The sequence below is a fragment of the Flavobacterium ovatum genome, from assembly GCF_040703125.1.
Lineage (GTDB): Bacteria > Bacteroidota > Bacteroidia > Flavobacteriales > Flavobacteriaceae > Flavobacterium > Flavobacterium ovatum.
In genome coordinates this window covers 1,316,747-1,342,691 of record NZ_CP160035.1, presented here as the reverse complement: position 1 = coordinate 1,342,691, position 25,945 = coordinate 1,316,747, and the positions used below count along the sequence as shown (strand labels likewise).

Sequence of the window (25,945 nt, the reverse complement as noted above, 5' to 3'; positions counted from 1 at the left end):
AGCCTTACTTTCGAAAATAAACTTTCGCAAGTAAGGCTTTTATTTTTAGTGAGTTAAAAGATTACATATAACCCATAATTTCTTTTTTGAGTGCATCGTACTCACCTTGAAGAATCAATCCGTTGTCTAGTAATTTTTTAAAGTTTTGCAGTTTTTCAAATAGTTCATTTGCAGACAAATCTTTTAATGAACTTTCTTGAGTTGCATTCTCTGTTGGCATAGATTGATATTCGGGTGGCGTTACAGAGACAATTTCAGCATAATTCGTTACTTCTTCCGTCTCCACTTCTTCCACTTCTATCACCGGCGGTACAATAGACGCATTTGGAACGGACAAACTTTTTAAATTATCCATCTGCTCTTTGGCAAAAGTATATAATTTTCGAGCTTGAGTCTTGGGTATGTAATCAATAGATATTGTTAGATCAGTTTTGGTTGAAAACGAAAACTCTGAACCCAACAAATTTTCTTTTACAAATGCTCCAGCAACATCTTCCCAATCGTAATCCACAAAATCCATTGACAATCCTAAATTCTTAGGTTTACACAAAATAATTCGTTTATTAGTCAAGACAATACTATCCGGAAAAACAGTTATAGCCGGCTTTTTTTGAACGCCAATATATCCTACTTCTTCGTTTTTCATCAATAAATCCTGCAATTTTGAAGTGATTTTTTCAATCGCTTTAGGATCTTGATCTTCGTTTAAAAACTTTTTTATTTGATCTTTCATAATTATGTACGCAACTTAAAATCTATTTATAACCAACTGAACGAGTTTGTCAACAATCTATTGTCATCATTCTTTTTAAAAAATAAAGTTAATCAGATTACAGAAATAACGATTAACAATTAACTATTTTTTTTGGTAATAAGAGTTATAAACTCAACTCTCCTTGATTTCTTCTTGGATTTTTTTTGTCAAACTCTTAAAAACCAAATTATAGGAATCATCAATTAGTCCTCTCATCATCTCATCAGAAACATCCTGATTAAAAGCAATGGTATTCCAATGCACTTTACTCATGTGATATCCAGGTTGAACGGAATCATACTCAGCTCGCAACTCCAACGCACGTTCAGGATTGCATTTTAAATTGACCGAGGGATTCCCATTTTCCCATTGCACTAAGGAACTTAAAGCAAACATTTTTTCTCCCACTTTAAACACCAATGTATTTTCGTCGAATGGAAAATGTTCGGTTACTCCTTTTTTTGACAAACAATATTCGTAATAACTTTCTAAATTCATACTCTTATGATTTTTCTATTGCGTATAAAATAGGTTTGCTAGGACTCGCATCATTTTCAAAGGATACAATCTGTAAATTCAACAAATAACTCCCATCAGATACCTCATCAGGAACATAAATCATTTCGGTTATGGTTGCTTCCAATCGTGCATCAGCATTCAAATTCTGTACATCATTGACATTCCAAAACGCTTTATGAGCCAACAATTCGCCGCCATCATTTTCTTTATCCACACTTGGCAAATCTATCAAGAGATGTTGGATTCCGCTTTCGCTAATAAACCGCGCCGCAGCTTCCGACAAATATGGTGGATTAGTATTCGAATATTTCTTTGAAAGTTTAATCACATCATTTGGCAAAGTCCGAATTACAATCGCTTCAGTGTTTTTTCCTCTCAATGCTTTTCTTATTACTCTTTCGGTAATCACAAAATCATCGCCATCAATTTCCAACGGAATTGACACCAATTCAGCCCAGAAGAAAAAGGTCTTCAATGATTGATTAACACTGTAAAACTCTCGAGTAATATGTCCCAGACACTCTGTATGTGTGCCGTGACTATGTGGATTAAACGTTATGGTATTGAAATTTATCGAAGAAACTCCTTCAGAGACTTTGCCAACCCATTCACCAAACCGAACAGGTTCGATTGTTGGCTTATCCAAATACCAAGCAATAGGATTTTCGTCCGTATTAGTAATCGGAATCGAAATATCAATGGGTTTTGATAAGTCTATTTGGTGGTTGTTTATTGTTGCTATCATACTATTTAACCGCTAAGTTCGCAAAGATTTACGCAAGGTTCGCAAAGAATTATTACAGATTATTTGCAATTCGTTTTATACCATTTTTAATCAAAACTACATTAAAGTTTATAAGTAACCCCAGTTTACAACCTGTCAATTTCAAGTATGTTAACAGTTGAGCAAAATGGACATCATTAAGAGCTTCAACTGATTTTATTTCCAAAATCAATTTATTCTCCACAATAATATCTATTCTATAACCAACATCTAACTTAACCTCTTCATAAACCAAAGGCAAGGCTTTCTGCTTAATGACATCCAAATCTGCTTTTTTCAATTCATAAAACAAACATTCCTCATAAGCACTCTCTAGCAATCCAGGACCAAGAGTTTTGTGTACTTTCAAAGCACAATCAAATACAACTTTTGACAATTCATTTTCAGTCATAGATAAGATTTTGTGCTCCTCGCAGTTAATAACTATTCCAAATACGTCATTTTATTTATAGTCACACATAAAACCCTTGTGCCCTTTGCGTAAAACCTTTGCGAACTTTGCGGTTAAACTACTCTTCCAAATTTAATAAAAATAGGTCACTTGCTATTCCATCAGTCAAGAATTTTCCTTTTCTAGTAGGTTTGAGAATGTTATTTTCGATAAAAAGCAAATCATCATTCAAGAATTTATGTGCTTGTTTTTTCAAATAATCTAAATAGGTTTTCCCAAATTCAGATTCAATTCGACTCAACGAAACACCCCAAATGGTACGCAATCCAGTCATCACATATTCGTTATAACGATCCGCGGATGATAAAATTTCGGTTTCGCGAGGCAATTTATCTGCTTGAATGGATTTTAAATACAATGTATTGTTGGCGATATTCCAACTTCTAGATTTGCCGTCATAACTGTGTGCCGAAGGTCCAATTCCAATGTATTTTTTCCCTAACCAATAACTCGAATTGTTTTTCGAAAAATAATTCTCTTTGCCAAAATTAGATAGTTCATAATGGATAAAATTATTTTTTTCTAAGGTCTCCACCAGAATCATAAAATGTTCCTGAGCGACTTCATCGTTAGGTTCTGCTACTTTACCTGTTTCAATAAGTTTTTTCAAAGCTGTTTTGGGTTCAACGGTCAAAGCGTAGCTCGAAATATGTGGAATCCCAAAACTCAAAGCGGTTTCTATATTCTGCTTCCATTTTTCGTTACTCATACCAGGAACGCCATAAATTAAATCCAAAGAAATATTATCGAAATATTGAGTTGCAATCTCCAAACATTTTTTTGCTTCAACTGAATTGTGAGCGCGATTCATCATCTTCAAATCTTCTTCAAAGAAAGACTGAATTCCGATACTTAATCTATTAATTTTACTTTTCGAAAAATCTATAATTCTTTCGTCTGTTAAATCGTCTGGATTGGCCTCCAAAGTGATTTCTGGGTTTTCAATCACTTGAAAATTATCATAAACTACTTCAATTAAAAAATTGATTTCTTCTAAAGTCAAAACCGAAGGTGTTCCTCCTCCAAAATAAATGGTTTCTACTTTTATGTCAGTTCGAGCGGAGTCGAGAAGTTCAGATTCATTTTTGCGTAAGCGAATTTCTTTGGCAATAGCCAAAACCATTTCGTCTTTCTTTTTCATGGAAGTCGAAAAATGAAAGTCACAGTAATTGCAAGCTTGTTTGCAGAAGGGTATGTGGATGTAGATTCCGGACATTTTTTTAGTATTCAGTCGCAGTCTCGGTTTTCAGTACTGAGACCGAAAACTGAGACTGACCACTATTTCTTAACTCGAGATTCGTTATTCTTCACAAAAGCATCCCAACCAGAATAGCTCTTTTCACCAACTACTTTCCCTGAATTGAAAAAGTGACAAACTGCTGCCGCTAATCCATCAGTGGAATCTAGGTTTTTTGGTAATTCTTTCAAACCTAAAAGTTGTTGGAGCATTTTGGCGACTTGCTCTTTACTGGCGTTACCGTTACCGGTTATGGCCATTTTTATCTTCTTAGGTTCGTACTCGGTAATAGGAATATCTCTCGAAAGTCCTGCTGCCATAGCTACTCCTTGAGCACGACCCAACTTCAACATCGATTGCACGTTTTTCCCAAAAAAGGGTGCTTCAATAGCGATTTCGTCTGGATGATGCGTATCTATTAATTCGATGGTACGCTCAAAAATGAGTTTTAATTTTTGATAATGGTTGTCATATTTAGACAATTGGAGTTCATTGAGTTGCACAAATTCCATTTTTTTATTGATAACCCGAATCAATCCAAAACCCATGATGGTGGTCCCTGGGTCAATCCCTAATATGATGCGTTCGTTTGCCAAAAGTTTTGTTTCAAGTTTAACGTTTCAAAGTTCAAAGTTTTGTTTCTTTGCTCCAATGATTTCGATTTCACACAAAACTAAGCAATTCCTTGTACTTCTAATCAAACTTTTGATTGTAGGCGGTGCTTTTTATTTTATTTACAACCAACTAGCCAACAATGATAAACTCGATTGGCAACAGTTCATCGAAATTTTTAACAAAAACAAGTCCATCTCTGGCGTTGGATTTATATTGCTTTTGAGTGTTTTGAATCGCTATTTTGAAATTTTGAAATGGAAGAATTTAGCTTCTCCTATTCATCCAATTTCTACATTAGAATCTACTAAGCAGGTTTTGGCGGCTTTGACAGCTGGAGTTTTTACTCCAAATGGCGTAGGTGAATATGCTGGAAAGGCACTGTATTTTGACAAAAAAGACGCTAAACAAGTCGTTTTCTTAAATCTGATTTGCAACGGAATTCAAATGGTGCTTACCGTTATTTTTGGTTTTTTTGGTTTATTCTATTTTAATTATAAATACCAGGTAATACCAAATCAAACTGTTTTTTATATCTTGTTGGGATTCATCAGTTTGTTTATCGTTCTTTTTTCGATAAAAAAAATTACTATCAAAGGCTATTCGATTGAAAAATTAATAAAAAAAATCAATGCTATCCCCAAAGGTATTCACAGACGAAATATCCTCTTAGGCTGTTTTCGCTACATCGTTTTTTCGCATCAATATTATTTTTTGTTCTTGGGTTTTGATGTCGATTTGCCTTATTTGACCTTGATGGCAGCTGTCTCTAGCGTTTACTTCTTGGCTTCTTCCCTACCTAGTTTTCAGTTTTTGGAATTTGCGATAAAAGGAAGTGTCGCTTTATTTTTCTTAGGAATTCTAGGCGTAAACGAATGGATTATCATTTTCGTTTCTACTTTGATGTGGTTTTTGAATGTGGTGATTCCAGTAGTAATTGGAAGTATTTATGTTTTGAATTTCAAAAGTTCGCTCATTACAGGAACCGAAACTTAAATCAAAAAAAATGGTTATAGCTGTATTCCTTATACTCCTTTATTGTCTTTCCATTTTAGGATTAATTTATGGCTTTACGAACATCAAAGAATATACAATACCGCATTCGACACCTAAAACAAAGTTCACGATTATTGTTCCTTTTCGAAATGAAACCGAAAATCTACCTCATCTTTTAGAAAGCATTTCACAACTCGATTACCCAACCCATTTATTTGAGGTGATTTTGGTTGATGATGAGTCTGGAGAAAAGTTTTCAGTTTCAAGTTTCAAGTTTCAAGTCCATTTAATTGACAACAAAAGAGTTTCCAATTCCCCTAAAAAGGACGCAATTGTAACCGCCATGCAAATGGTCACTACTGATTGGGTCATCACTACCGATGCCGATTGTACTGTTCCTAAAAACTGGCTATTGACTTTAGATCAATACATTCAAAATAACACTGTCCAAATGATAGCTGGAGCGGTAAGCTATGAGTGTCAAAATTCGTTTTTACATCATTTTCAACAATTGGATTTATCGAGTTTACAAGGAGCAACTATTGGTAGTTTTGGACTTGGGAATGGTTTTATGTGCAACGGTGCAAATTTAGCTTACTCTAAAGCCTTTTTTCAGGAGTTAAAAGGATTTGAAGGCAATGATTCGATTGCCAGCGGAGATGATGTTTTCCTATTACAGAAAGCCATTGCCTATACTCCAGACCAAGTACATTATCTAAAATCGAACGACAATATTATAACCACAAAACCACTGGATAATTGGAAATCCGTTTTTCATCAAAGAGTACGCTGGGCTGCCAAAACGAGTTCTTATAAAAGTGATTTTGGAAAAGGATTGGGACTTGTTGTTTTTACTGGAAATTTAGCTATCATTTTGGGATTCTTTTTTTTGAATCTATGGGTTATCGTTTCTTTATTTTTGCTAAAAATAAGTGTAGATACCGTTTTGATTATGCAATCCAATCGTTTCTTGAATTACAAACCCAAGTATTTAATTGCTAGTAGTATTTTGTATCCTTTTTGGTCGGTATCTGTTGCATTGTTTAGCCTTTTAGGGAAATACGAATGGAAAGGACGTCACTTTGAAAAATGATATGAGAATCGAATTGAAATGTCCTAGCCCTGATAGAGCTGATATCCTCGTGGAGTGAAACGGAACGAGATAAAGGCGAAAGCTGGAAATAGCTCCTAAAAATTACTCTACTTTAAGAATTACAGGTAATATAAATTGTGTTTTCACAGGAATTCCTCGTTTTATAGCAGGATTAACTTTAGGGAAGCCAACCAATCTTCGTCTCAGAATACTGTCAATCTTCACTCTATCATAAGCAACTGAATCTTTGGGAAACAGAGGCTCAAATTGAATTCTAGAATTGGGGTAAATGGTTACTTTTACTTCAATGGTGTCTAATTCTGGATACAAGGTAGAAAGAGTATCAATGCGTATTTTCTCTTGAATTAACTCAGTTAAAAATTGAAAAAAGCATTTTTGACGTTCAACCTTGCCTTCAATTTGGTTACAATCCACAAATGAAGGATATTCGTCTACTTCTTTCCAGTTTATCGATTTCAGTTCCTTTTGCAACAATTCCTTTTCCGAGGGCGATTGCTTGTCAAAAAATTGACAGGAATTAAAAAATATAATAATTAAAAAAAATGAGTAATGCTTCAAGGTTTGGAATTTCAATTAAACTTAATACTGGATAAAAATACAATATTTTTTTTTTAAATTAATAGACAAAGACCTTTTGGCTAATTAATTTACCATTACTATTTGCCAGCACAATATAAATTTCGTTTTTATTATTTACCACAAAACGATGCACCATTTTACCATCAACCCATTTATCTGCTAATAATTTACCTGCAATATCATAGATTTTAATGGTTGTTTTGTTTTCGACCAGTGTCAAATCTACCACAATTTCACTACCGTTGTAGTAAATAAGTGCTGGTAATTTCACCGGCTCTACTATGATAGGAGCAAAATGCAATACAAATCTATCATCCGCATCATTAACCGTAGCGTTAAATTGATAACTTGGAGATTCATTTAAATCTTGGATTGTATTCGTTTTTTTATCTTCTAATAAAAAGGTTGAAAGATTTGAAATATGATAATCCAAGGTCATAGTAAACGAACCACTTTTCCCTGCTTTGAACAGCAACGGGAGTTTAGAATTTTCGATTACATTTGTCAAATAACGTACTGTTAAATCCTTATTAGACTCGTTCCAGTATATAGACGGAGCTACTAAACTACGACTAAAGAGCTTTAAAGCTCCTGCTTCATTTGAGTCATAACCAAATTCTGCTAAAACCTCATCAAAACCATTACCATCCTTAGATTCTATCTTTACTTTCAGACGATTCTCTTTTTCGGCTTTAATTTTCATCCAATTGCTAGCACCATTATTTACTCTAACCGCATTGCTCATGGCAACAGAACCTTCAGTTGAAGCTCTAACAAAAAAACCTTGAGTTGGCGGAATATATTGGGTAACACTATTAGTTCCCGTTGTCCCTAAAGAGTTATACACGCCATAATTATTAGCATCAGGATTCCAAATCCACATATCATACCCCCCAACAGAAGTCATTAAATCTGATCGTGTCCAACCTGAAATGGATTTCCAATCTATTGATGATGGATATGGATTTCCAATTAAATTAAATCCTTTCACAGTCAAATCTGGACTGCTATTGGTAAGTGGATACGTTATATTTCCATTATTCAATAATCCTGTAAATTCTTTGGTAGGGTTTAGCGCTTGAGTCGAATACAAATACCCTCTTCCTTTTACAAAATTCCCTGTAGGATGAAGAGAAGGCCAAGTTGGTGCTACTGTTGTGTTTAATAAGTAAGTCCAACAAGGAGTTGGCTCATTCCAAAGGTACAAATCATAACCTGTTCCATTGCCATAAGTTCCAGAAGGTGCCCAAGAAGTCCCTGCTATAACTTGATCAGAAACTGGTGCCGACAGAAAATGCCAAGCTTCTTTTACACCGCTGATGTATCTTTGTACAGTTGCAGAAACATTATCAGAATAATGGATTAGAGAAGCAGTACCAGTAGCAGTCGATTTTAGAACTAGTCCTGAAGTATTAGAATTATTAGTAATCGAACCTGAAACGGTTAGGCTTTTAGCAGCTTGAATTGTGAATATTTTCCCTGAATTAATTATCAGATTATTATCAAGAGTGAAGTCGGTATTGAGATCCACCCCTACTGTATTCTCGATGTATAAATTAAATATTTTTTCGTTGAGATATTGACTGCTTTCAATGGTTTGTGATGAAATACCAGCATACTCAACGATCGAATTAGTCGCTAAGGCATCTATCTGTGCTCCGTTTGTAAAAAGCACATTCCCTTTCAAAGTAAGTTTATAGCCATTGCAAACTACTCTATAGACAGATTGTGCATTTACAATATTAGTAACTGATCGATTCTGATCCAGTACTAAATGATTCGAAGGAGCTTCATCAAAAAGGATACTCGCATCAGCTGCTGGTACTGAATTTTTAGTCCAGTTTCCGGAAATATTCCAGTTATTGCTTATAGAGCCTTTCCATTTATTTATATTCACATTTGAAGCAACAGTACCATAAATAGAAATAGCACCATCGGTAGAAAGTAATCTCCCCAGTAATTGTCCATCTGCCCCCATAGAAACTGCTCCAGGATTACCTATTAGAGTCCCACTCATGTTCGTTGAAGCAGCCATAGCAATTGCACCATTAGCCATCCAAAATATATTAGCTGATGAAGCGCCATTAATCAAAACTACGGTAGCATTAGCTGCAGTCGTGAAAGCACCTCCTATTTTAAAAATAAATTGTGCGTTCGGATCTCCTTGCCCATCTAAGGTAAGAATCCCTCCTATAGATGTTGCACCTCCAATAAAATAAACCCCTGGTACCAGCGTCTCGCCATTACCCATAGCTCTGGCACCACTAGTTGAATTTGTAGTTATGGTATTGGTTATTTGAGTACAAATACTATTTAAATCTAAGGCTGCTTGTGCAGTAATACTATTAGCAGTTTCAATACTTCCACTTACAACTGAAGGAGCTCCAAAGCCAGTTACTGAACCCAGATTTGTACCAATATTACCTGTAACATCTGAAATAGCAGTATTTGATACCGCTCCTGAAGAAGAATAAAGAGTGAAATTTTCAATTGATCGAAGATTAACAGTTACCGCTACCTGAACTGTAGCTACACCTGCACTAGTGCCACAGGAGTTACCTGCAGAGACTGTTATGTTTCCATTCTGACCAGCCGATCCCGTGGTCACGGAAATTGATGTTGTTCCTACTCCTGAAGTAATTGACCAACCGGTTGGTACCGCCCATGAGTAAGTAGTTGCGTTGGCAACTGCAGAAATACTATATACCTGATTTGTAATCCCCGGATATTGCTTAATTGTCCCTGAAATTGAACCTGGCGTAGCAGGTATAGCTGAAACCGTCACTGCCAAAGTTTGTAAAGCACTTGCTCCACAACTGTTTTGTGCTGATACGGTAATATTTCCATTTTGACCTGCTGTTCCAGTTGTAACGGTAATAGAAGAAGTCCCTGAACCCGCAGTAATTGTCCAGCCAGTTGGTACAACCCAATTATAAGTTGTAGCATTGGCAACTGCTGAAACACTATAGGTTTGTGAAGTTAATGACGGACATTGTGTAGCGGTTCCTGTAATTGAGCCTGGTGTAGCTGGTGTAGCTGCACTAACCGTAACTGCCAAGGTTTGCGCTGCACTTGTACCGCAACTGTTTTGTGCAGAAACGGCTATATTTACATTTTGACCTGCTGTTCCTGTTGTAACGGTAATAGAAGTAGTACCTGAACCCGCAGTTATTGTCCAGCCTGTTGGCACAACCCAATTATAAGTCGTAGCATTTGTTACTGCTGAAATACTATAGGTTTGTGAAGTTAATGATGGACATTGTGTAGCTTTTCCTGTAATTGCGCCTGGGGTAGCTGGGACAGGAGTGACAGTTATAGTACCTGTAGCATTTACTGTTCCGCAACCTCCCGTTAATGGAATACTATAGTTAAAAGCCCCAGAGTTAGTTGGAGTTCCACTAATAGTAATTGTATTTAACACCCAAGAAGCAGTAACTCCAGTTGGTAAACCAGTAGCTAATCCAATACCAGTAGCGCCAGTCGTACTGTGGGTGATTGAAGTCATTGCTGTGTTAATACATAAAGTAGGAGTTGATGATGCTGCTCCTACTGTGTTATTTGAAGCTACAGTAATTGTTGCTTTGTTTTTTGCATTTCCGGTACTATCGTAGGTCGTTTTATGTAGCACACTTCCTATTGTGGAAGCAATAGAAGTAATCGTAAGCGTTGTCACCCCTACGCTATTTAACGCTACTGTTCCAAATGTTCCAGTACCAGCGGCACTTACCGTCATGGTTGTACTGTTATTAGTTGAAGCATTTGGAGCACTTAAATCATAAACCACAGTATAAGTTCCAGCTGGCAAATTTACGGCGGTACCCGTGACAGTTATGGTTGCTGAAGTGCCTATACAACCAGCAACGTTAGGTGTACTTGATAATTGAAAATAAGATATGATTACCTTACCAACTGCACCATTTCCGCCAATAGAGCTTGTAGCTCCATTTCTATCACCACCTCCACCGCCTCCACCGCCTGGAGACAATCCTACCGACCCAATTACACCCGAAGCTCCTCCCGCTCCACCAGCTCCACCACCTGTAACAGCAGCACCAGCAGTAGTGATCGCTCCGTTATTTCCAGCGGCTGAAATTCCAGCACTACTTCCTCCTCCTCCTCCAGGCCCATCTGCTCCCTGAGTTCCACTTCCACCATTTCCTCCTGAATAAATTCCTGCTGCACCTCCATCTCCAACTGGAGTTGCATTTATACCATTTCCATTACCACCCTGTCCTCCATTTGCGGTTACTGTTGTACCGAATACAACCGAAGAAGGATTTCCATTCCCTCCGGCAGCTCCACTAACACTGCCAGCAGCTCCAGCAGCTCCTACCACTATACCACTAGTATATGTAGTTCCAGGCAAAACGATTACTGCATTATTAAAACTATAAGCTCCTCCTCCACCTCCACTACCTGCACTTTTGTTTGATGATGAACCTCCACCTGCTCCACCTGAACCCCAAGCTTGTACCGTAACAGCTGTAATACCTGTAGGAGCTGTAAAACTTGTCGTCCCTGCAGCAGTACGTGTTACTTCCGTTTGACCAAAAGCAGCGGTAGATCCAAACACCAAAAACAATACAAAGATTGTTTTCACATAATTTGCTCTAGCTATTGTTTTAATTATTTTTTTTGAAAAAGTATTTTTTTTCATATCTAAATTCAAGTTACAACTGTAACTTATTAATTAATCATCGTACTATTACTAGATATACCAATCCCTAACTATACCAATTATTTATAAAATTCAACCCTAAATTAAACTCCATGTATATCATCAAATTCAGCGATCCTAACTACTATTCTTTTGAAGAAGGACCAACCCGTTTACCGTCATTGTATTTAACAATGTAAGCGTCTTTAATTCCCTTACTAACGATTTCATTCTTCATTCTTTTAGCCTCTTGAAAGGTTTTAAATTTCCCTGAGATATAACGTATCCTATCCTCAGTTATAATTTCGTAATATATTGGATTAAAGTTAACAAGATGCTTCGAAGGTACATAATTTCTGAACACACCAATTTGTACACCAAAAAAATCTTCTTTAATATCTGAAATTTTACCAAAAGAAATATTTACTTTATAATTGATTTGTTCATCCCTTTTAATTGGAATACTTATCTCTTTCGTATCTTCTTCTTTTGACACTGTTGTTACAGGTGTCGCGATTTTTTTTCCAAATTGATATGCAACTATTGACGAATCAAGAACCCCTCTTAACACAAGGGTATTCTTAGCAATAAGGGCTTTTTCTTTAGTTCTAAAAAAACCATAATAAAATTGAACATTGCCGCCAGCTAAATCTTCATAAAAAACTAGGTCAAGATTATGTAATTCTTTTGGTATTGTATGACCTTTATAAACTCCAAGCTGAACACTATAAAAAACTTCATTTGTATTGGTAATACTTTCAATAGGTTTTGCCGTTATAAACTCTGAAATCACACCCTCATTGACCTGCAAATTAGTTTCAGCAATATTCGCCTGTACCCCTTCTGGCGTTCCCTTAGATTTAATTTGAAAATCCAATCCTTCAACAATTGTTCCTTCTTCAGACACTTTAATCACAACTTTATGCATCTGAGGAGTCGATTGATAATCCAGTTTATCCAATTGATTGTCATCAACGCGTATCGTGTAATTCCCTGGCTTTAACCCTAAATAATTATAATAACCATCTGATTCACTCAATGTTTCAGCTACTTTTTGGTTGTGATCATTGTATATCTGTATAGTAATACGACCTTGACCTTTTAAATCATCCGCTGTATTCAGATAAATCATTCCGCTTACTTCACCTACTACCAAAATAGGCACTTCCACTTTTTTATACTGGTTTGGATCTACTAAGACTTGGTAGGAATGGTGTTTAAACCTCCAAGATATACTCTCCAACTCCGCATCCGCAAACTGTATATTATAATTCACAAAAGCATTTAAATCAGAGATCCTTACTATGGAATCTCTTTCACTGGTAATTGCCTTGCCATTTGTCATTTTCACATCTTTTACAAAAACTGTTGGTTCACCTACATCTTTTCTGCCATTGTTATTCAAATCAAGAAACGGATATAATAAAATACCGCCTTTTCCCAATGCAGAGTTGTTCCCCGTTTTCACATAGCCATTATCCCCACCAAAAGCCAAACTTCCTTGTGCACTTTGAGATGAATTAAAACCATTATTATTATGTGATACTGAAAAATACGTTCGTGCAAAATTCAAATCGTATTTAAAATTCAATAAAAAATTGTTCGATTTTATTTGTTCGTTTCTCTCTATAGTCGCAGAAAAAGACATTTTAGAAACCCTCTTTTCTAAAACTGTACCATAACGCATTAATTGATTAGAAGAAAAATTATAATCAATTGACGGACGAATGACCAAGCCATTTGTCATTTTAAAGGACATTGCTAAATTGGAAGTTAAAAAAACATCACTATTACTAATCCAGTTTGAAGCTAATGAAAAATTAGCAGAATAATTTTTATAGTTACCCGAAAACACGGTATTAACCTGATTATAATTAAAAGTATTATATATAAATTGATTATAACTCAACTTTGTATTAGTTGAAATAGCATATAGTTTACTTGGAAATGAAAATTTCACTCTTCGCTCTTCATTTGCAGTATTAAAAGTCGCCTGCTGCCCTTCAACATATTTGCGATAATCTAATTCTAAAAAAGAACTACTACCCAGGTAATAGTTTACCAATCCTTTAATACTTACATTATGCGCATATTCCATATTAATCACCATTTTAGAAAACGGCTGTATGGCGGCATGTGCAAATGGAATTGCAGTATGTTCCGGAATATTTGATAAGTATTCTAAACCACCACCAATTGTTAAAAATCTAGTAAGGCCATAATTAACTTCACCGCGGCCAAACTGGCTTGAATTTTCATCTTCCAAAACTCCTCCTACAAGATTATATTCCAATACATTTACAGGCATAAAAGTATAAGGTGTATTCATAACTCGTTCTTCTATGCGCTCTTCTCCCAAAAGCCCATAAAATTTTAATTTCAAGGTGGTATAACCATATACGATAGGCACTTTAAACAGATACAAACCCGAAGCATCCGCAGAAGTGTAATCCACTAAGGCATCGTTTATATACAATTCAACAGTCCAGTTTGGTTCGGTATATTCGCTTATTGTAAATGTTCCTTTGGCTTTCCTTACCGCATTAGAAGAGTTCGTTATACTAGCTCCTACAAGTGGTGCTTTTAAAAAGGAAATACTTTGACTATTTACTTTACCTACTTGGGCCTGCTTTATATATTTTTTTTCATTATCTATCCATCGCCAATTATATAATAGTTGTCGACTATCAAATTCACTTTGTGAGTTTAGAAATATAGAGACATTTGCTTCACCATACAATAATTCACTTCCTAAACCCAATCCAAAATTATTAGCTCCTCCTGATTGAGATGTTTGAAAAGTACTTGCAGACCAATTTAATGTACCGGCTTTAAATAAATGATAATTTCTACCTACAATTGTATCTTTGAAATTTTCAGTATTAGTTTGAAGTTTACTTATATTATTACGCATCTTCTCTAATCTTGCCTGTTTAATTTTTGGAAGTTCAAAAGTAGCGTCCAATTTTACAGATAACGAACGAAAATTGAATATTATATTTAAACCAAATGCTTCCGTTAACAAATTTGATTCTACATAAATAGAATTCATTTTTTGTACAATACCATTTATAGATTTTATATTTTTACCGCCTACAATAATCTGACTATTCTCTATATCAATTCTATAGGTTTTATTTTCATTCTCAACAAACCCACTTAATATATTCCCATTATTTTCAATCTTTACATTAATACCTAATTTATTAAATAAATCTTCAACATTAAAGTACAAAATTTTGGAGTCCGTTATAATAACTTCTGTTTCAAAATGGAGAATTCCTTTGACATTTACCTCTACAGGTATAATATCAAAATTGTTTACTGGATCCAAATTATTCTCCTTCTTAATACCGTTGTTTCCAAACATTGTAAAAGAGCTAAAAATTGTAAAATACAATAGATAAGACTTCAAATATCGAAATTCATCAAGAAAATCATATAGCACTTTAAAAAAAAGTCTCATTTATTCTTGATTAAAAGTAATTTCAAAACTGCCAGTATAAATACCCGGTAAGGAATTTGAAGGTATATGCAAAGTTCCACCAACCCGCAAAATTGTAATAAAGTTACAATTGCCTTGTAATGAAAAAGTATCCCCATTTTGCAAAGTAGTATTTATTCCCTCTCTTTTTGCTGGCCCAATATTAAGTGTCATTGTACCGCCTCCAATACGTATTAATGGTGTTGTAGAATCATAATTAATAGTTACATTTCTACCTTGACATAATTTAATTTCAAAAATGGCAGGTTGGGCTGTAGGTGTCAATTCCGACAGAAATACATTTTGAATTGCATTTCTATATCCGTCTGTCCCAACGGAAAGAATACCATCCCCTCCACCAGTGAGAGCAAATGTACCAAAATGCAATGCTTGTGTTGATTGTACAGAGACACCTCTTGGTGGCAAAGCAGGCTGAGCATAAATAGATGTTATAAAGAAGTAAATTGCCCCAAGAAATGGCAATTTAAAACTTGATTTATATAAATATCCTCTTTGCATTTAATAATATTGTAAGGGTAAAAAGTTTGTAAAAAATCTAATAATCATAAATTGATTTCGGCCTCAGCAATAACTTCCTTATCACCTCTACCAATGTAACTTATCTTTAGCTTGCCTTTACTTAAGTTAACATCCTGAGCATTGAGCTGAATAGCCATTTTTCTTTTCTTAATATTAGTATAAACTGCTACGCCACTAATTTCACCTATCTCAATAGGCTTTTTGTTTTGCTGAATATATTCCACTTTTAAATCTCCATATACGGAAGCATTACCCTCTCGGTTTATAGTAAAAGTTAATTCATTCTTTTTATTCTTCAAATCAAGAGACAAATCATTCAAGGTAGTTGTTGCACTAGTATTTCCCACTCGAATAATAATCGGAATACTGATACCAAAAACAGGAATTAATTTTACACTAACCGTTTTCAAAGTATCTTTAGCTTCTTTACCAAGTGGAACATAGTCATTTTCCGAACGAAAATAAATATGAGAACGGTATTCACCTTCTGGCATAGTACCAGTGCGTTTCACTTGAAGCACTATTGACTGACCTTCTTTCGGCTCTAAAGTCACCTGACGAGGATAAATTCTCAAATAGGGATCTGCAAATGGAGCATCTTCGTCTGGAGTCTCAATAATTGTAAAACTACCATCTTCATTCATACGCCGTTGCACAAATGAAATAGAATAGGTTGCCGTTTCATTACCAGTATTGGCTAAGCTCAAAACTTCCTTGATATTTCTACCTTCGAACACAACCCTATTAGGTGTTACATATAAATTACCTTGGGCAAATACACTTAAACAAAAAAGGGATACAAATAGATTGACGAATACAATTAACTTTTTTTGCATTAATAGGGGTAGTATTTATAATAAGCTACAAAAATACAAAAAAAAAGAGGAATGTACCCAAATAGCACATTCCTCTTATTTATGATATTTTTTTTCTAGTTATAATCTACAGTAACATTAAATGTACCTGTATAGTCTCCAGGTTTTTGAGTAGCATCAATATTTAGAGTCCCTCCTACTGCAAATGAATCAGTACCTGTTGTAGATAGTTTACTAACAACTGCATCAGCACTACCTCCACTAAAACGAGCTTTCAAATTACCAATCGTCATTGTAGCAAGGCCTGTTCCTAAAGTTGCAGTCGTCAAACTTACTGTAGTAGGCAAAGTCAAAGCATAAGTCTCATTTGGCGTACCTGTTACATCATATTTTGCAGTGTTTGCAGATTGATTTGCATTTACAGCTGCCGCACTATTTGCTCCATAAACCCTAGTTGCATCTACAGCCGCCATAGTAACTGTACTTGCCCCAGCTGCAGTAAGAACAATAGTTCCAAAATCCAAGCCGTCTGTATCAGCATTTGCCACACTCATTACTTTAATAAGTTTAGCATGTGCATTTGTCGTTTCAGTATCTTCAGTATTCGTTTGAGCGTTTACATTGTTTGAGAATGCAGCAATAGCTATTATAGCTAATAATGATAATTTTTTCATAATAATTGTAGGTCTAATGTTTATCGATAAATTCGGGGGATTTTATCTTTAATTTTTTTGTTAATTTTTTTTTCAAAATAAAAATAAAATCATTTGTTTTATTTTGATGAGACAAATTAATGTCAATAAAAACAAATTCTAAAACATTAACGGCAATCTACATTTATTTCTGTTAAACTGCTGAAAACACACGAATCAAGACAAGATCACACAACAAAAACAAGAATCAAGTAGAAAAGCAGAGGAAAACAAGATATGCATCAACTCAAATTAAACCCATACACAATTCCTCTCATAGAGTATATAGCTTCTATAATTGTTATCCCATTTAATTACCATTGAATATATTGAATTGAGTTCTTACTAAGAAAGGAGATTAATTCCATTCCTAAAAAATATAGGTATCACAAACCGAGCTCTTAAGAACTCATTATATAGAGTAACAACTCCGAACTTTCCAATTACAGAAAACCATATGCATCTTCATATCACTCAAAGAAGAAGAATTAACAAAGATACCGGTAAGGCAGAATTGAAAAAACCGAGATTTAGTAGCTGATGAAACTCGCACAACACAGGAGCTTGCGTCATTTTTCAAAAGAAACTAATAAACACTAAAGCTTTAATACAACTATGATTCGATTTTAAACTACTTTGATAATAGAAGTACAAATGCTTCGGCAGAATCTTTTAATGCTAAAATAAAAGCATTCAGAAATCAATTTAGAGGAGTACGAAAAGTGGATTTCTTTCTCTTTAGATTAACTAAATTATTTGCCTAATCCCCAACTTTTGTTCTTGATCCGTTTTGTTCTTGATTCTTTTATTTTTAAGACTTTTCTGAACATGATCTAAAATTTTTTAAAACCAAAGTCTCTTTAAAATCAAAAAAGCCATCCCTAGATCCTGAAATAAATTCAGAATAAAGTGGAAAGCTTTTCATTGGCCTAACTACTAAACCAGGATCAGTTAACTAGACTGATCACAACACAACTAATTTTAGATTCGATTTATTGGAAAAAAAAGTCTTTTATTTCTAAAAGACTTTTTTTTCCAATTTCGCGGTCTGGACGGGACTCGAACCCGCGACCCCCTGCGTGACAGGCAGGTATTCTAACCAACTGAACTACCAGACCAACTGCGCTATTTAATCTTAACTTCAGGATTTAAATCAAATATATCAATAAAACCCAAAATTAATCAAACTAATACTTTTTTTATTATCGAAAACGAATCTACTCTTAAGCAAAATACATTTTCTTTTTGTTCAACCATTATGATGAGTTCAATTAACCAATCACAATACAAAAACACTTGCAATAATCTATTGGAAAAAAAAGCCTCTCATTTCTGAAAGGCTTCCCCAATATTCGCGGTCTGGACGGGACTCGAACCCGCGACCCCCTGCGTGACAGGCAGGTATTCTAACCAACTGAACTACCAGACCAACTGCGCTATTGCGGTGGCAAAGATACAATAGATTTCCGTTTCTACAAGCGTTTTTACCAATTATTTTTAAATAATTTCGAAGAAATCATCCAAACTTTTGTTTCTCAACAAGATAAGTAAGTAATATTTTTTCAAAATCATCCCCTACATCAACAGGAACGTACCGAATTCGGTTCCGCGCACAGGTTAACGCTATTTTTTTAAAATAGACTTCCGCCTCTTTTTTATAAACTTCTTGAACATTATCCGAAAAAAGAGCTACTTCCTCACCCGTTTCCACATCAATAAACTTTCTGGGCGTGTTATCAAAGTCAAAATTAAGTTCTGTTTTACGATCAATCACATGAAAAAGCACCACTTTATGTTTATTGTGACACAAATGCTGCAACGCTTCAAACAACTTTTCGTCGTCTTCCAACTGAAACATATCTGTAAATAGCACAATCATCGAGCGACGATGGATCTTTTCGGCGATTTGATGCAGAAAAGAAACCGTATCTGTAGTTTTCGCTACCTGCGGTTTTTCTAGAATAGCTTCCAATTGATTCAAAATCATTCGATGATGACGATCACTACCCTTTTCGGGCGCATAATAGTCATAATCATCAGAAAACACACTCAAACCAACCGCATCACGTTGTTTCTTGAGTAAATGCATCAACACTGCTGAAGCTAAAACAGAAAAACCTATCTTATTTTCGTAAAAATGCTGATTAGAATCCAGCTTTGGATAATGCATCGACGAGGAGTTATCTATAATAATATGACACCGCAAATTAGTTTCCTCCTCAAATCGCTTCGTATAAAGTCTATCGGTCTTTGCAAACAGCTTCCAATCAATGTGCCGAGTGCTTTCGCCTACATTATACAGCTTATGCTCTGCAAACTCAGCCGAAAAGCCATGAAACGGACTTTTGTGCATACCCGAAATAAAACCTTCGACGATTTGATTCGCCAAAAGCTCCAGATGTTGGAAACGAGCTATTTTTTCTAATTGTGATTCCATCTTCATTTCTCAAATGTATTAAAAATAATCACGAGCCATTTAATGTCACAATTTTATTTTGGATACGACCCAAGCAAAAGTGAACAAGCGAAGCAATTACACTAATTACAAACATCCTAATAAAAAATTAAAACTACAACAACTCTATTTGTTTTACAATTCAACGTAGCTAAGTCAGCTACTACGCGCAACAATTTGTCATGCTGAAAGCGTCTCAGCAAAGTTGCTCACCTATCGTGAGACGCTTTCAGCGTGACAAACAATATGGAGCTGTTTATCAATGAATAGAAAGCTATTCCTTTTAGACTACCAAAAGATAAACAGAGCTAAAACTCCAAAAAACCACAACAATTCGCAGCAAACAACTACAAAAAAAGGCTTGACTTTCGCCAAACCTTTAATATTAATTATCTTAGATTCTTTAAATATTACAATAAAGCATCTAAACTATCTGCGTAAGTCTGCTTAGGAGCTACTCCTACTTGCTTCCCTACTACTTCTCCGTTATGAAAAACCAATACTGTTGGGATATTTCTTACACCGTATTTTGCAGCAAATTCTTGATTTGCGTCTACATCTACTTTACCTACTACAACTTTACCTTCGTAATCATTGCTTAATTCTTCAATGATTGGCCCAACCATTCTACATGGTCCACACCAAGCTGCCCAAAAATCTACTAGTACTGGTTTATCTGATTTCAAAACTACTTCTTCAAAAGTAGCATCTGTTATTGCTAATGCCATATTATTTATCTTTTACTTGTTAACCCTACACTTCACTCAGGGAATTAATGATCGAGTTCCTTAACTCGAATACAAATTTAGAAATTTAAAACAAACCAAACACTATTGTTAAATTAGTTTTAACTATTTCTATATTGATAATTTTTATTAGAAGCTATTCCTGCTATCCACTATATCTCTTGTTCCGCTACCGCTACACAAGAGGATAACGCTTCTATCAGGGCTAAAAAACGCTACATTTTCAAATAAAACTCTTTAGTCAATTGAATATAATCTTCGGTATAATCATGTCTAGCAACTTCAATAATCAAATCCGAAACCACAACTTCTACTTCCGCATCGCGACCAAAAGCCAACAAACTTCTTTTTATTTCTGACTGTGGAGTACCTTTTACACGAGTGACTTTAAAAGGGTACAATTCATACTCTTTAGCTAAATCCACGAATTTCTCCTCCTCCTTAAACGGAATAACAACCGCAAAGACACCATTTTCAGACAAAAACAAATCAGCCGCCTCAATCAATTCCTCAAAAGGCATCGCATCTTGAAAACGAGCTAAATCTCGCTGCTCGACATTTGACTTATAATCTTCACTATAAAACGGCGGATTCGAAACTATCAAATCATACTCATCCTCTGGCTCTTCTACAAACTCATCCAGACCTGCATGATAGCAAAACAAACGGTCTCCCCAGGGAGAATTTTCAAAATTTCCCACGGCTTGCTCGTACGCATCTTCATCAATCTCCAAAGCATCTATTTGCTCCGCAGACGTGCGTTGCGCCAGCATCAAAGCAACAAGCCCTGTGCCTGCACCAATATCCAAAATACTAAAAGGACGATGACTAACAGGCGCCCAAGCACCCAAAAGAACACCATCGGTACCTACTTTCATAGCAGTGTTATCCTGCTCGATAGAAAATTGCTTGAATTGAAACACAGAAAAAAGATTTAAGATTGCAGATTAACGAACTATGATTTTTGATTTGTAGCAAAACATCAAAAAAAGGGGGATGATGGATAATATAATTATGGATTCAGGATTTGAGAATTATGAATTAAATGATTTGAGAATTTTAGATACATTCGAATTCTTCTTTCGACAACTTCTAACCTCTAACTCCTTACTTCAAACCTACAAGTACATTTCTACCAAACCTTCTGGAAGGTCCATGATGACTTTTTTGTTTTCACGATCGACTTCTACCAAGAAATGGTCAATCATCGGAACTAATATTTCCACATTTCCGTTCAATACTTCAAATAAAGGCTGAGCAGAAGTATCATTGACAGATTGAATCACGCCAAAGATTCCTAAACGTTGGTCTTCTATTTCAAAACCAACAACTTCGTGAAAATAAAATTTGTTACCACTAAGTCTAGGCAACATATTAAGCGGAAGGAACAACTCGTTACCCATAATGGCATCGGCATCTCCTTCGTTTTTGACTTCTTCAAAACGAATACGTAAAAAATCGTTTTTGTGAAGGGAAGAATTTTCAATAAAAAAAGGAATCAAGTGTTTGTTGCATTCAACAAACACTGATTCCAAGTTTTCGTATAACTCAGGTTCATCCGTGTCTAAATAGGCCAGAACTTCCCCTTTGAAACTAAATTTTTTAGCGATTTTACCCAAATAGAAACAATCTTCTTTACGCATTATCGCAGTTGAATTAAGCTTGAGTTTCTTCGTTAGATTCTTCAGCAGCTGGAGCCTCTTCAGCCTCAACTTCTGCAACTTCTTCTACAGCAGGTGCAGCAGCAGCAATGGCATCAGCTTCTGCCTGAGCAGCTGTAGCGATACGTTTTGCATTTACTTCTTGTTCTGCTTTGAAAGCAACAGCTTTAACATCAGCTTGCGCTTTTGACAAACCATCTTTCTTAGCATCAACAATTCCTGATTTAGATTCTAACCAAGTAGCTAATTTAGCATCAGCTTGTTCTTGAGTTAAAGCACCTTTACGAACTCCTCCATCAAGGTGGTGTTTCAATAAAGCTCCTTTGTAAGAAAGAATTGCTCTAGCAGTATCAGTTGGTTGAGCACCATTGTGCAACCATTGTACTGCGCTATCAATATTCAAATCGATAGTTGCTGGGTTAGTGTTTGGATTGTAAGTACCGATTTTCTCTAAGTATTTACCATCTCTTTTTGAGCGTGCATCTGCAGCTACAACCCAGTAAAAAGGTTTTCCTTTTTTACCGTGTCTTTGTAATCTAATTTTTACTGACATAATCTTATTGATTAAATTTTGAGGTACTCGACCTCTATTAATTAAGGGCGCAAAGATATGCTTTTTATTTTAAAAAAACTAACCGATTTTAACGACATTAATCCTGTTTTTCCATACATTTTTTATTTATAATTCTGTTTTCTACCTATAATATCATACTTTTGTTAGTCTAATAAGCATGTTTTTTATGAAAAAAGGCCTCCTATATAGCATCCTCGTTATTTGTTTCATCTCCTGTGAAGAAAACGTAAAGTTCAATAACCCATCCTTTCAAGGGGTAAAAGACAATGTTTTTTGGAGGGCAGTCACCTCCACCGCAACCATTAGCTCTGGCGGCTCACTTACCGTAAATGCATACACTAGAAACGAACAAGTGATTTTAAAAACAAATGCCACTACCGTAAAATCTTACGACCTAGGAACCAGCAACACCATTACAGCAACCTATATATTGACAGACCCTGCAGGCAACATCACTTTTGCAACAAGTACAGGAAAAGGGGACGGACAAATTACCATCACCGAATACGATAGCACTAACAAAACCATTTCAGGAACTTTTAGATTTAATGCCGTAAACACTACAAACAATCCTATTGCAGAACCTGCTTTGAATTTCCAGCAAGGAGTATTTTACAAAGTACCTACTTCTCCTTAATATTTCATAATCAATTAATCCACTACTTAAGACAAAGGCAGCTTTAGCAAATTATAAAATTAATTTATTAAATAAGCTTATTTATAGTAGATTAGAAAATATTTAGATTACATTTGCTTCAATTATTATAAATAAGCACATATGAATATTTTTGTTGGAAGCCTTCCATTCAGTATTGAGGAAGCAGATTTAAGAGAGTCTTTCGAGGCTTACGGAGCAGTTGATTCAGTTAAAATTATCACTGATAAATTTACAGGAAGAAGCAAAGGATTTGGTTTTGTTGAAATGCCAAGTGATGACGATGCTCAAAAAGCGATTGACGAATTGAACGGAGCTACTGTTCAAGGACGTACAATTGTAGTAAACAAATCTGAGCCAAAACCAGAAGGCGAAAGAAAAAGTTTTAACAACAACCGTGGTGGAGGAGATTCACGTGGTGGTTATGGTGGAAACAGCCGTGGTGGAGAAAACCGTGGTGGTGGAAACAGAGGAGGATATTAATATTTTTTTCTACAATATACCAAAAAGGGTGTCAATTTTATTGACACCCTTTTTTTATTAGCACTAAATTCTGTTTACCTCATACCAACTGGAAAGCAACTCCTGTTCCATCCAAAATTCTTATTCCTTCTCTAACACTTTTATATCTTCAACCAAAGCCTGCATACTACTGGGATCTAAACTATTATAAATACCGCGGATGATTCTGTTTTTATCTATCAAAACAAAATTTTCAGTATGAAGGAAAATAGAGCTGTCATTGTTTTCTCCTAAGTCCTCTTCGACAAAATAAAACTTTCGACCTAGATTATAGATTTCTTCTTTGTCCCCAGTAAGCAGTTTCCACTTATTGTATTGGATGTTATTTTTTTTGCCATAAGCAGCCATAACAGAAACACTATCCTTATCTGGCGTAACCGAATGCGAAACCAATTGTATCTGATTATCATTCTTAAACTCCTCCTGAATCTTAGACATACTATTGGTCATTTTTGGACAAATCCCCGGACAACTGGTAAAAAAGAAATCTACTACAGTTATTTTTCCTTCTAGATTTTTCTCTGAAAATGCTTTTCCTTCTTGGTCTACCAAATTAAATGGACGAATTTTATGAAAGGACTCACTTTCTGGAGTTTCCCAAACGGGTACAAAATCGGATGTGTTGTAATAAGGTAATTTCCTAGTTTTCTCTTGGCAAGAAAGCACCAAAACTCCCAGTAATACGATGATATAATAGTTTAACTTCATTTGGATTTCATTTTTAGTTTTTGATCTTTGAGCGTATAACACAAGTTTGATTTTTGCAAACCATATCGGCGGCCATCTTTTGCTTCGTAACTTATGTACGGCTTTCCGTTTTCGCGCCAAGCATTTTGCATACCTTCTTCCCTATCATTTTTAAAATTCAGGAACGAATATTTCCCTCCGCTTTCATACCATTGTTTTTGCAATCCTTCTCTACTATCGTCCATGTATATATAATCAAATTTTGGATTTCCATTTTCCCAGAAACCAAATGATCTACCATAAGACCTTCCTAGTTTATAAGAACGGGATTCTTTTAATTTTTCATCAAGAAAATAAGATAAACTCAAACCATGTTGTTGTCCGTTCAAAAAACTAAAAACGCATTTGACTTGATTTGGAGCATACATTTCTTTGATATAACCAGAATAGGCTCTCTTATTTAAATAATAAATTCCGTTTCCTAAAGTTAAATTTGGATCAGTAACCAAAATAGTATCTTTTGGAATCCCTATAGTAGAAACAATTAAAGACGAAGGCAATGCACCTTCGTCCTCAATCTTTTTACTACAACACGTGGTTACAATTGCAATAATCAACAAAAAAAAAATCTTATGAACTAAACGTACCTTTTGTACCATGATAACTTCCTGCTTTTAATATATAGTAACCAGAGTTCAAATAATTCACATTCGAACAATGGTAATGATAAATACCATTTGGATATTCAACTGTTGCACCAATATGACCTCCATTTGAATCCAAAGTAGAAGGATAGGTTCCGTCTTTATCTTTTCGACCATAAATTGGGAATCCATCTCTTAACCAACCAATTAATTTTGCATCGTCATCCGAAGTAAAATCTCCATTAAAATGGTAATGGTACAATCCTCCAGGACCACTATGAGCTCCTGCTCTATCAAAAGTTGTAAGGGTATTGGAATCTACAGGTACATTTCCACCTTCACGATCATTATATATTGCAACTCCATTCAATGCCATACCAATTGGTCCAAGAGAAGTCGCCTCTTTTGTAGTTGCGGCAACTGGATTGACTGGAATAGTCATCGAAAAAACTTGCGCTGAAAGACTACCGGGAGTTAGCGTTTGCCCCGTTGTTTGCGTTTCATATAATGCATGTCCAACTCCCCAATAAGGCGTTACGTGATCTGGCGTTCCGTTAGATTTCATAGTTACCGTGGTACAATCAGCAGATAACGTTACAGCCGTTTTATAATTACTACTAAAAACTGCTGGAACTGCTGTACAACCAGTAGTCGTTCCTGCATCTGTTGTAGCGTTAGTTGAGTCATCACTACTACTACAGGAGAAGCTAGTTACCGCCAAAGCAATAACACTCATACCAGTTATTATTAAATTTATTTTTTTCATT

At 35.3% G+C, this 25,945-nt stretch carries 25 protein-coding genes and 2 tRNA genes; 5 read left to right on the top strand and 22 right to left on the bottom strand.

What is annotated here, in order from left to right:
• Positions 1 to 61: 61 nt before the first annotated feature.
• The 6 genes from ABZP37_RS05755 to ruvC all read right to left on the bottom strand — a co-directional run bounded on the left by ABZP37_RS05755 (position 62) and on the right by ruvC (position 4,341).
• Complete coding sequence (locus ABZP37_RS05755; RefSeq protein ID WP_366186391.1) at positions 62 to 733, bottom strand: PH domain-containing protein; 672 nt, start codon at positions 731 to 733, stop codon at positions 62 to 64.
• A 153-nt stretch (positions 734 to 886) separates the two neighbouring features.
• The gene (locus ABZP37_RS05750) at positions 887 to 1,252 is read right to left on the bottom strand and encodes an MmcQ/YjbR family DNA-binding protein (RefSeq protein ID WP_366186389.1); all 366 of its coding nucleotides are present in this window, start codon (positions 1,250 to 1,252) and stop codon (positions 887 to 889) included.
• 4 nt (positions 1,253 to 1,256) lie between these two features.
• Complete coding sequence (locus ABZP37_RS05745; RefSeq protein ID WP_366186387.1) at positions 1,257 to 2,018, bottom strand: cyclase family protein; 762 nt, start codon at positions 2,016 to 2,018, stop codon at positions 1,257 to 1,259.
• 52 nt (positions 2,019 to 2,070) lie between these two features.
• Positions 2,071 to 2,448, bottom strand: a complete 378-nt coding sequence (locus ABZP37_RS05740; RefSeq protein WP_366186386.1) for a GxxExxY protein — start codon at positions 2,446 to 2,448, stop codon at positions 2,071 to 2,073.
• A 118-nt stretch (positions 2,449 to 2,566) separates the two neighbouring features.
• Positions 2,567 to 3,724: a radical SAM family heme chaperone HemW gene (gene hemW / locus ABZP37_RS05735; protein ID WP_366186385.1), complete on the bottom strand. Its 1,158-nt coding sequence runs from the start codon at positions 3,722 to 3,724 to the stop codon at positions 2,567 to 2,569.
• Between the two features lie 62 nt (positions 3,725 to 3,786).
• Complete coding sequence (gene ruvC, locus ABZP37_RS05730; RefSeq protein WP_366186383.1) at positions 3,787 to 4,341, bottom strand: crossover junction endodeoxyribonuclease RuvC; 555 nt, start codon at positions 4,339 to 4,341, stop codon at positions 3,787 to 3,789.
• Between the two features lie 55 nt (positions 4,342 to 4,396).
• Between ruvC and ABZP37_RS05725 the strand changes: the two genes are divergently transcribed.
• The gene (locus ABZP37_RS05725; RefSeq protein ID WP_366186381.1) at positions 4,397 to 5,353 is read left to right on the top strand and encodes a hypothetical protein; all 957 of its coding nucleotides are present in this window, start codon (positions 4,397 to 4,399) and stop codon (positions 5,351 to 5,353) included.
• Positions 5,354 to 5,363: 10 nt separating this feature from the next.
• Complete coding sequence (locus ABZP37_RS05720; RefSeq protein WP_366186379.1) at positions 5,364 to 6,446, top strand: glycosyltransferase; 1,083 nt, start codon at positions 5,364 to 5,366, stop codon at positions 6,444 to 6,446.
• 102 nt (positions 6,447 to 6,548) lie between these two features.
• Here the strand turns inward: ABZP37_RS05720 and ABZP37_RS05715 are convergent, their stop codons facing one another.
• The 6 genes from ABZP37_RS05715 to ABZP37_RS05690 form a co-directional block, all read right to left on the bottom strand.
• A complete protein-coding gene (locus tag ABZP37_RS05715) occupies positions 6,549 to 7,025 on the bottom strand; it encodes a hypothetical protein (protein WP_366186377.1) in 477 nt (158 codons plus the stop codon).
• Positions 7,026 to 7,083: 58 nt separating this feature from the next.
• Positions 7,084 to 11,703 carry an ice-binding family protein gene (locus ABZP37_RS05710; protein ID WP_366186375.1) on the bottom strand — a complete coding sequence of 1,540 codons (4,620 nt, stop codon included), beginning with the start codon at positions 11,701 to 11,703 and terminating at the stop codon, positions 7,084 to 7,086.
• A gap of 145 nt (positions 11,704 to 11,848) precedes the next feature.
• A complete protein-coding gene (locus ABZP37_RS05705; protein ID WP_366186373.1) occupies positions 11,849 to 15,169 on the bottom strand; it encodes a carboxypeptidase-like regulatory domain-containing protein in 3,321 nt (1,106 codons plus the stop codon).
• Positions 15,170 to 15,706 carry a DUF4402 domain-containing protein gene (locus ABZP37_RS05700; protein ID WP_366186372.1) on the bottom strand — a complete coding sequence of 179 codons (537 nt, stop codon included), beginning with the start codon at positions 15,704 to 15,706 and terminating at the stop codon, positions 15,170 to 15,172. It lies immediately after the preceding gene.
• A 44-nt stretch (positions 15,707 to 15,750) separates the two neighbouring features.
• Entirely contained in the window at positions 15,751 to 16,464 is a 714-nt protein-coding gene (locus ABZP37_RS05695; RefSeq protein ID WP_366186370.1) for a hypothetical protein, read from the bottom strand.
• Positions 16,465 to 16,658: 194 nt separating this feature from the next.
• Positions 16,659 to 17,216, bottom strand: a complete 558-nt coding sequence (locus ABZP37_RS05690) for a DUF4402 domain-containing protein (protein WP_366186368.1) — start codon at positions 17,214 to 17,216, stop codon at positions 16,659 to 16,661.
• 641 nt (positions 17,217 to 17,857) lie between these two features.
• Between ABZP37_RS05690 and ABZP37_RS05685 the strand changes: the two genes are divergently transcribed.
• The gene (locus ABZP37_RS05685; protein ID WP_366187482.1) at positions 17,858 to 17,998 is read left to right on the top strand and encodes a transposase; all 141 of its coding nucleotides are present in this window, start codon (positions 17,858 to 17,860) and stop codon (positions 17,996 to 17,998) included.
• Between the two features lie 280 nt (positions 17,999 to 18,278).
• On the opposite strand, the gene ABZP37_RS05680 is transcribed toward ABZP37_RS05685, so the two are convergent.
• The 7 genes from ABZP37_RS05680 to ABZP37_RS05650 all read right to left on the bottom strand — a co-directional run bounded on the left by ABZP37_RS05680 (position 18,279) and on the right by ABZP37_RS05650 (position 22,649).
• A tRNA-Asp gene (locus ABZP37_RS05680) sits at positions 18,279 to 18,352 on the bottom strand.
• Between the two features lie 237 nt (positions 18,353 to 18,589).
• Positions 18,590 to 18,663: transfer RNA gene (locus ABZP37_RS05675), tRNA-Asp, on the bottom strand.
• An 87-nt stretch (positions 18,664 to 18,750) separates the two neighbouring features.
• On the bottom strand, positions 18,751 to 19,677 hold the full coding sequence (locus ABZP37_RS05670; protein WP_366186366.1) for a DUF58 domain-containing protein: 927 nt from the start codon (positions 19,675 to 19,677) through the stop codon (positions 18,751 to 18,753).
• Positions 19,678 to 20,099: 422 nt separating this feature from the next.
• Positions 20,100 to 20,417, bottom strand: coding sequence for a thioredoxin (gene trxA / locus ABZP37_RS05665; protein ID WP_366186364.1), 318 nt, complete (start codon positions 20,415 to 20,417; stop codon positions 20,100 to 20,102).
• A 233-nt stretch (positions 20,418 to 20,650) separates the two neighbouring features.
• Positions 20,651 to 21,358, bottom strand: coding sequence for a methyltransferase (locus tag ABZP37_RS05660; RefSeq protein ID WP_366186362.1), 708 nt, complete (start codon positions 21,356 to 21,358; stop codon positions 20,651 to 20,653).
• Between the two features lie 195 nt (positions 21,359 to 21,553).
• The gene (gene rimM / locus ABZP37_RS05655; protein WP_366186360.1) at positions 21,554 to 22,078 is read right to left on the bottom strand and encodes a ribosome maturation factor RimM; all 525 of its coding nucleotides are present in this window, start codon (positions 22,076 to 22,078) and stop codon (positions 21,554 to 21,556) included.
• A gap of 13 nt (positions 22,079 to 22,091) precedes the next feature.
• A complete protein-coding gene (locus ABZP37_RS05650; RefSeq protein WP_366186358.1) occupies positions 22,092 to 22,649 on the bottom strand; it encodes a 30S ribosomal protein S16 in 558 nt (185 codons plus the stop codon).
• Between the two features lie 187 nt (positions 22,650 to 22,836).
• On the opposite strand from ABZP37_RS05650, the gene ABZP37_RS05645 reads away from it, so the two are divergent.
• Entirely contained in the window at positions 22,837 to 23,307 is a 471-nt protein-coding gene (locus tag ABZP37_RS05645) for a DUF6252 family protein (protein ID WP_366186356.1), read from the top strand.
• A gap of 141 nt (positions 23,308 to 23,448) precedes the next feature.
• Positions 23,449 to 23,808, top strand: a complete 360-nt coding sequence (locus ABZP37_RS05640) for an RNA-binding protein (RefSeq protein ID WP_366186354.1) — start codon at positions 23,449 to 23,451, stop codon at positions 23,806 to 23,808.
• 120 nt (positions 23,809 to 23,928) lie between these two features.
• On the opposite strand, the gene ABZP37_RS05635 is transcribed toward ABZP37_RS05640, so the two are convergent.
• The 3 genes from ABZP37_RS05635 to ABZP37_RS05625 are packed head-to-tail and all read right to left on the bottom strand — an operon-like array spanning position 23,929 to position 25,944.
• The gene (locus tag ABZP37_RS05635; RefSeq protein WP_366186352.1) at positions 23,929 to 24,555 is read right to left on the bottom strand and encodes an SCO family protein; all 627 of its coding nucleotides are present in this window, start codon (positions 24,553 to 24,555) and stop codon (positions 23,929 to 23,931) included.
• Positions 24,552 to 25,193 carry a hypothetical protein gene (locus tag ABZP37_RS05630; RefSeq protein WP_366186350.1) on the bottom strand — a complete coding sequence of 214 codons (642 nt, stop codon included), beginning with the start codon at positions 25,191 to 25,193 and terminating at the stop codon, positions 24,552 to 24,554. The genes ABZP37_RS05635 and ABZP37_RS05630 overlap by 4 nt, the downstream gene beginning before the upstream one ends.
• The gene (locus ABZP37_RS05625) at positions 25,165 to 25,944 is read right to left on the bottom strand and encodes a YHYH protein (RefSeq protein WP_366186348.1); all 780 of its coding nucleotides are present in this window, start codon (positions 25,942 to 25,944) and stop codon (positions 25,165 to 25,167) included. Before ABZP37_RS05625 ends, ABZP37_RS05630 begins: the two co-directional genes overlap by 29 nt.
• Position 25,945 lies beyond the last annotated feature (1 nt).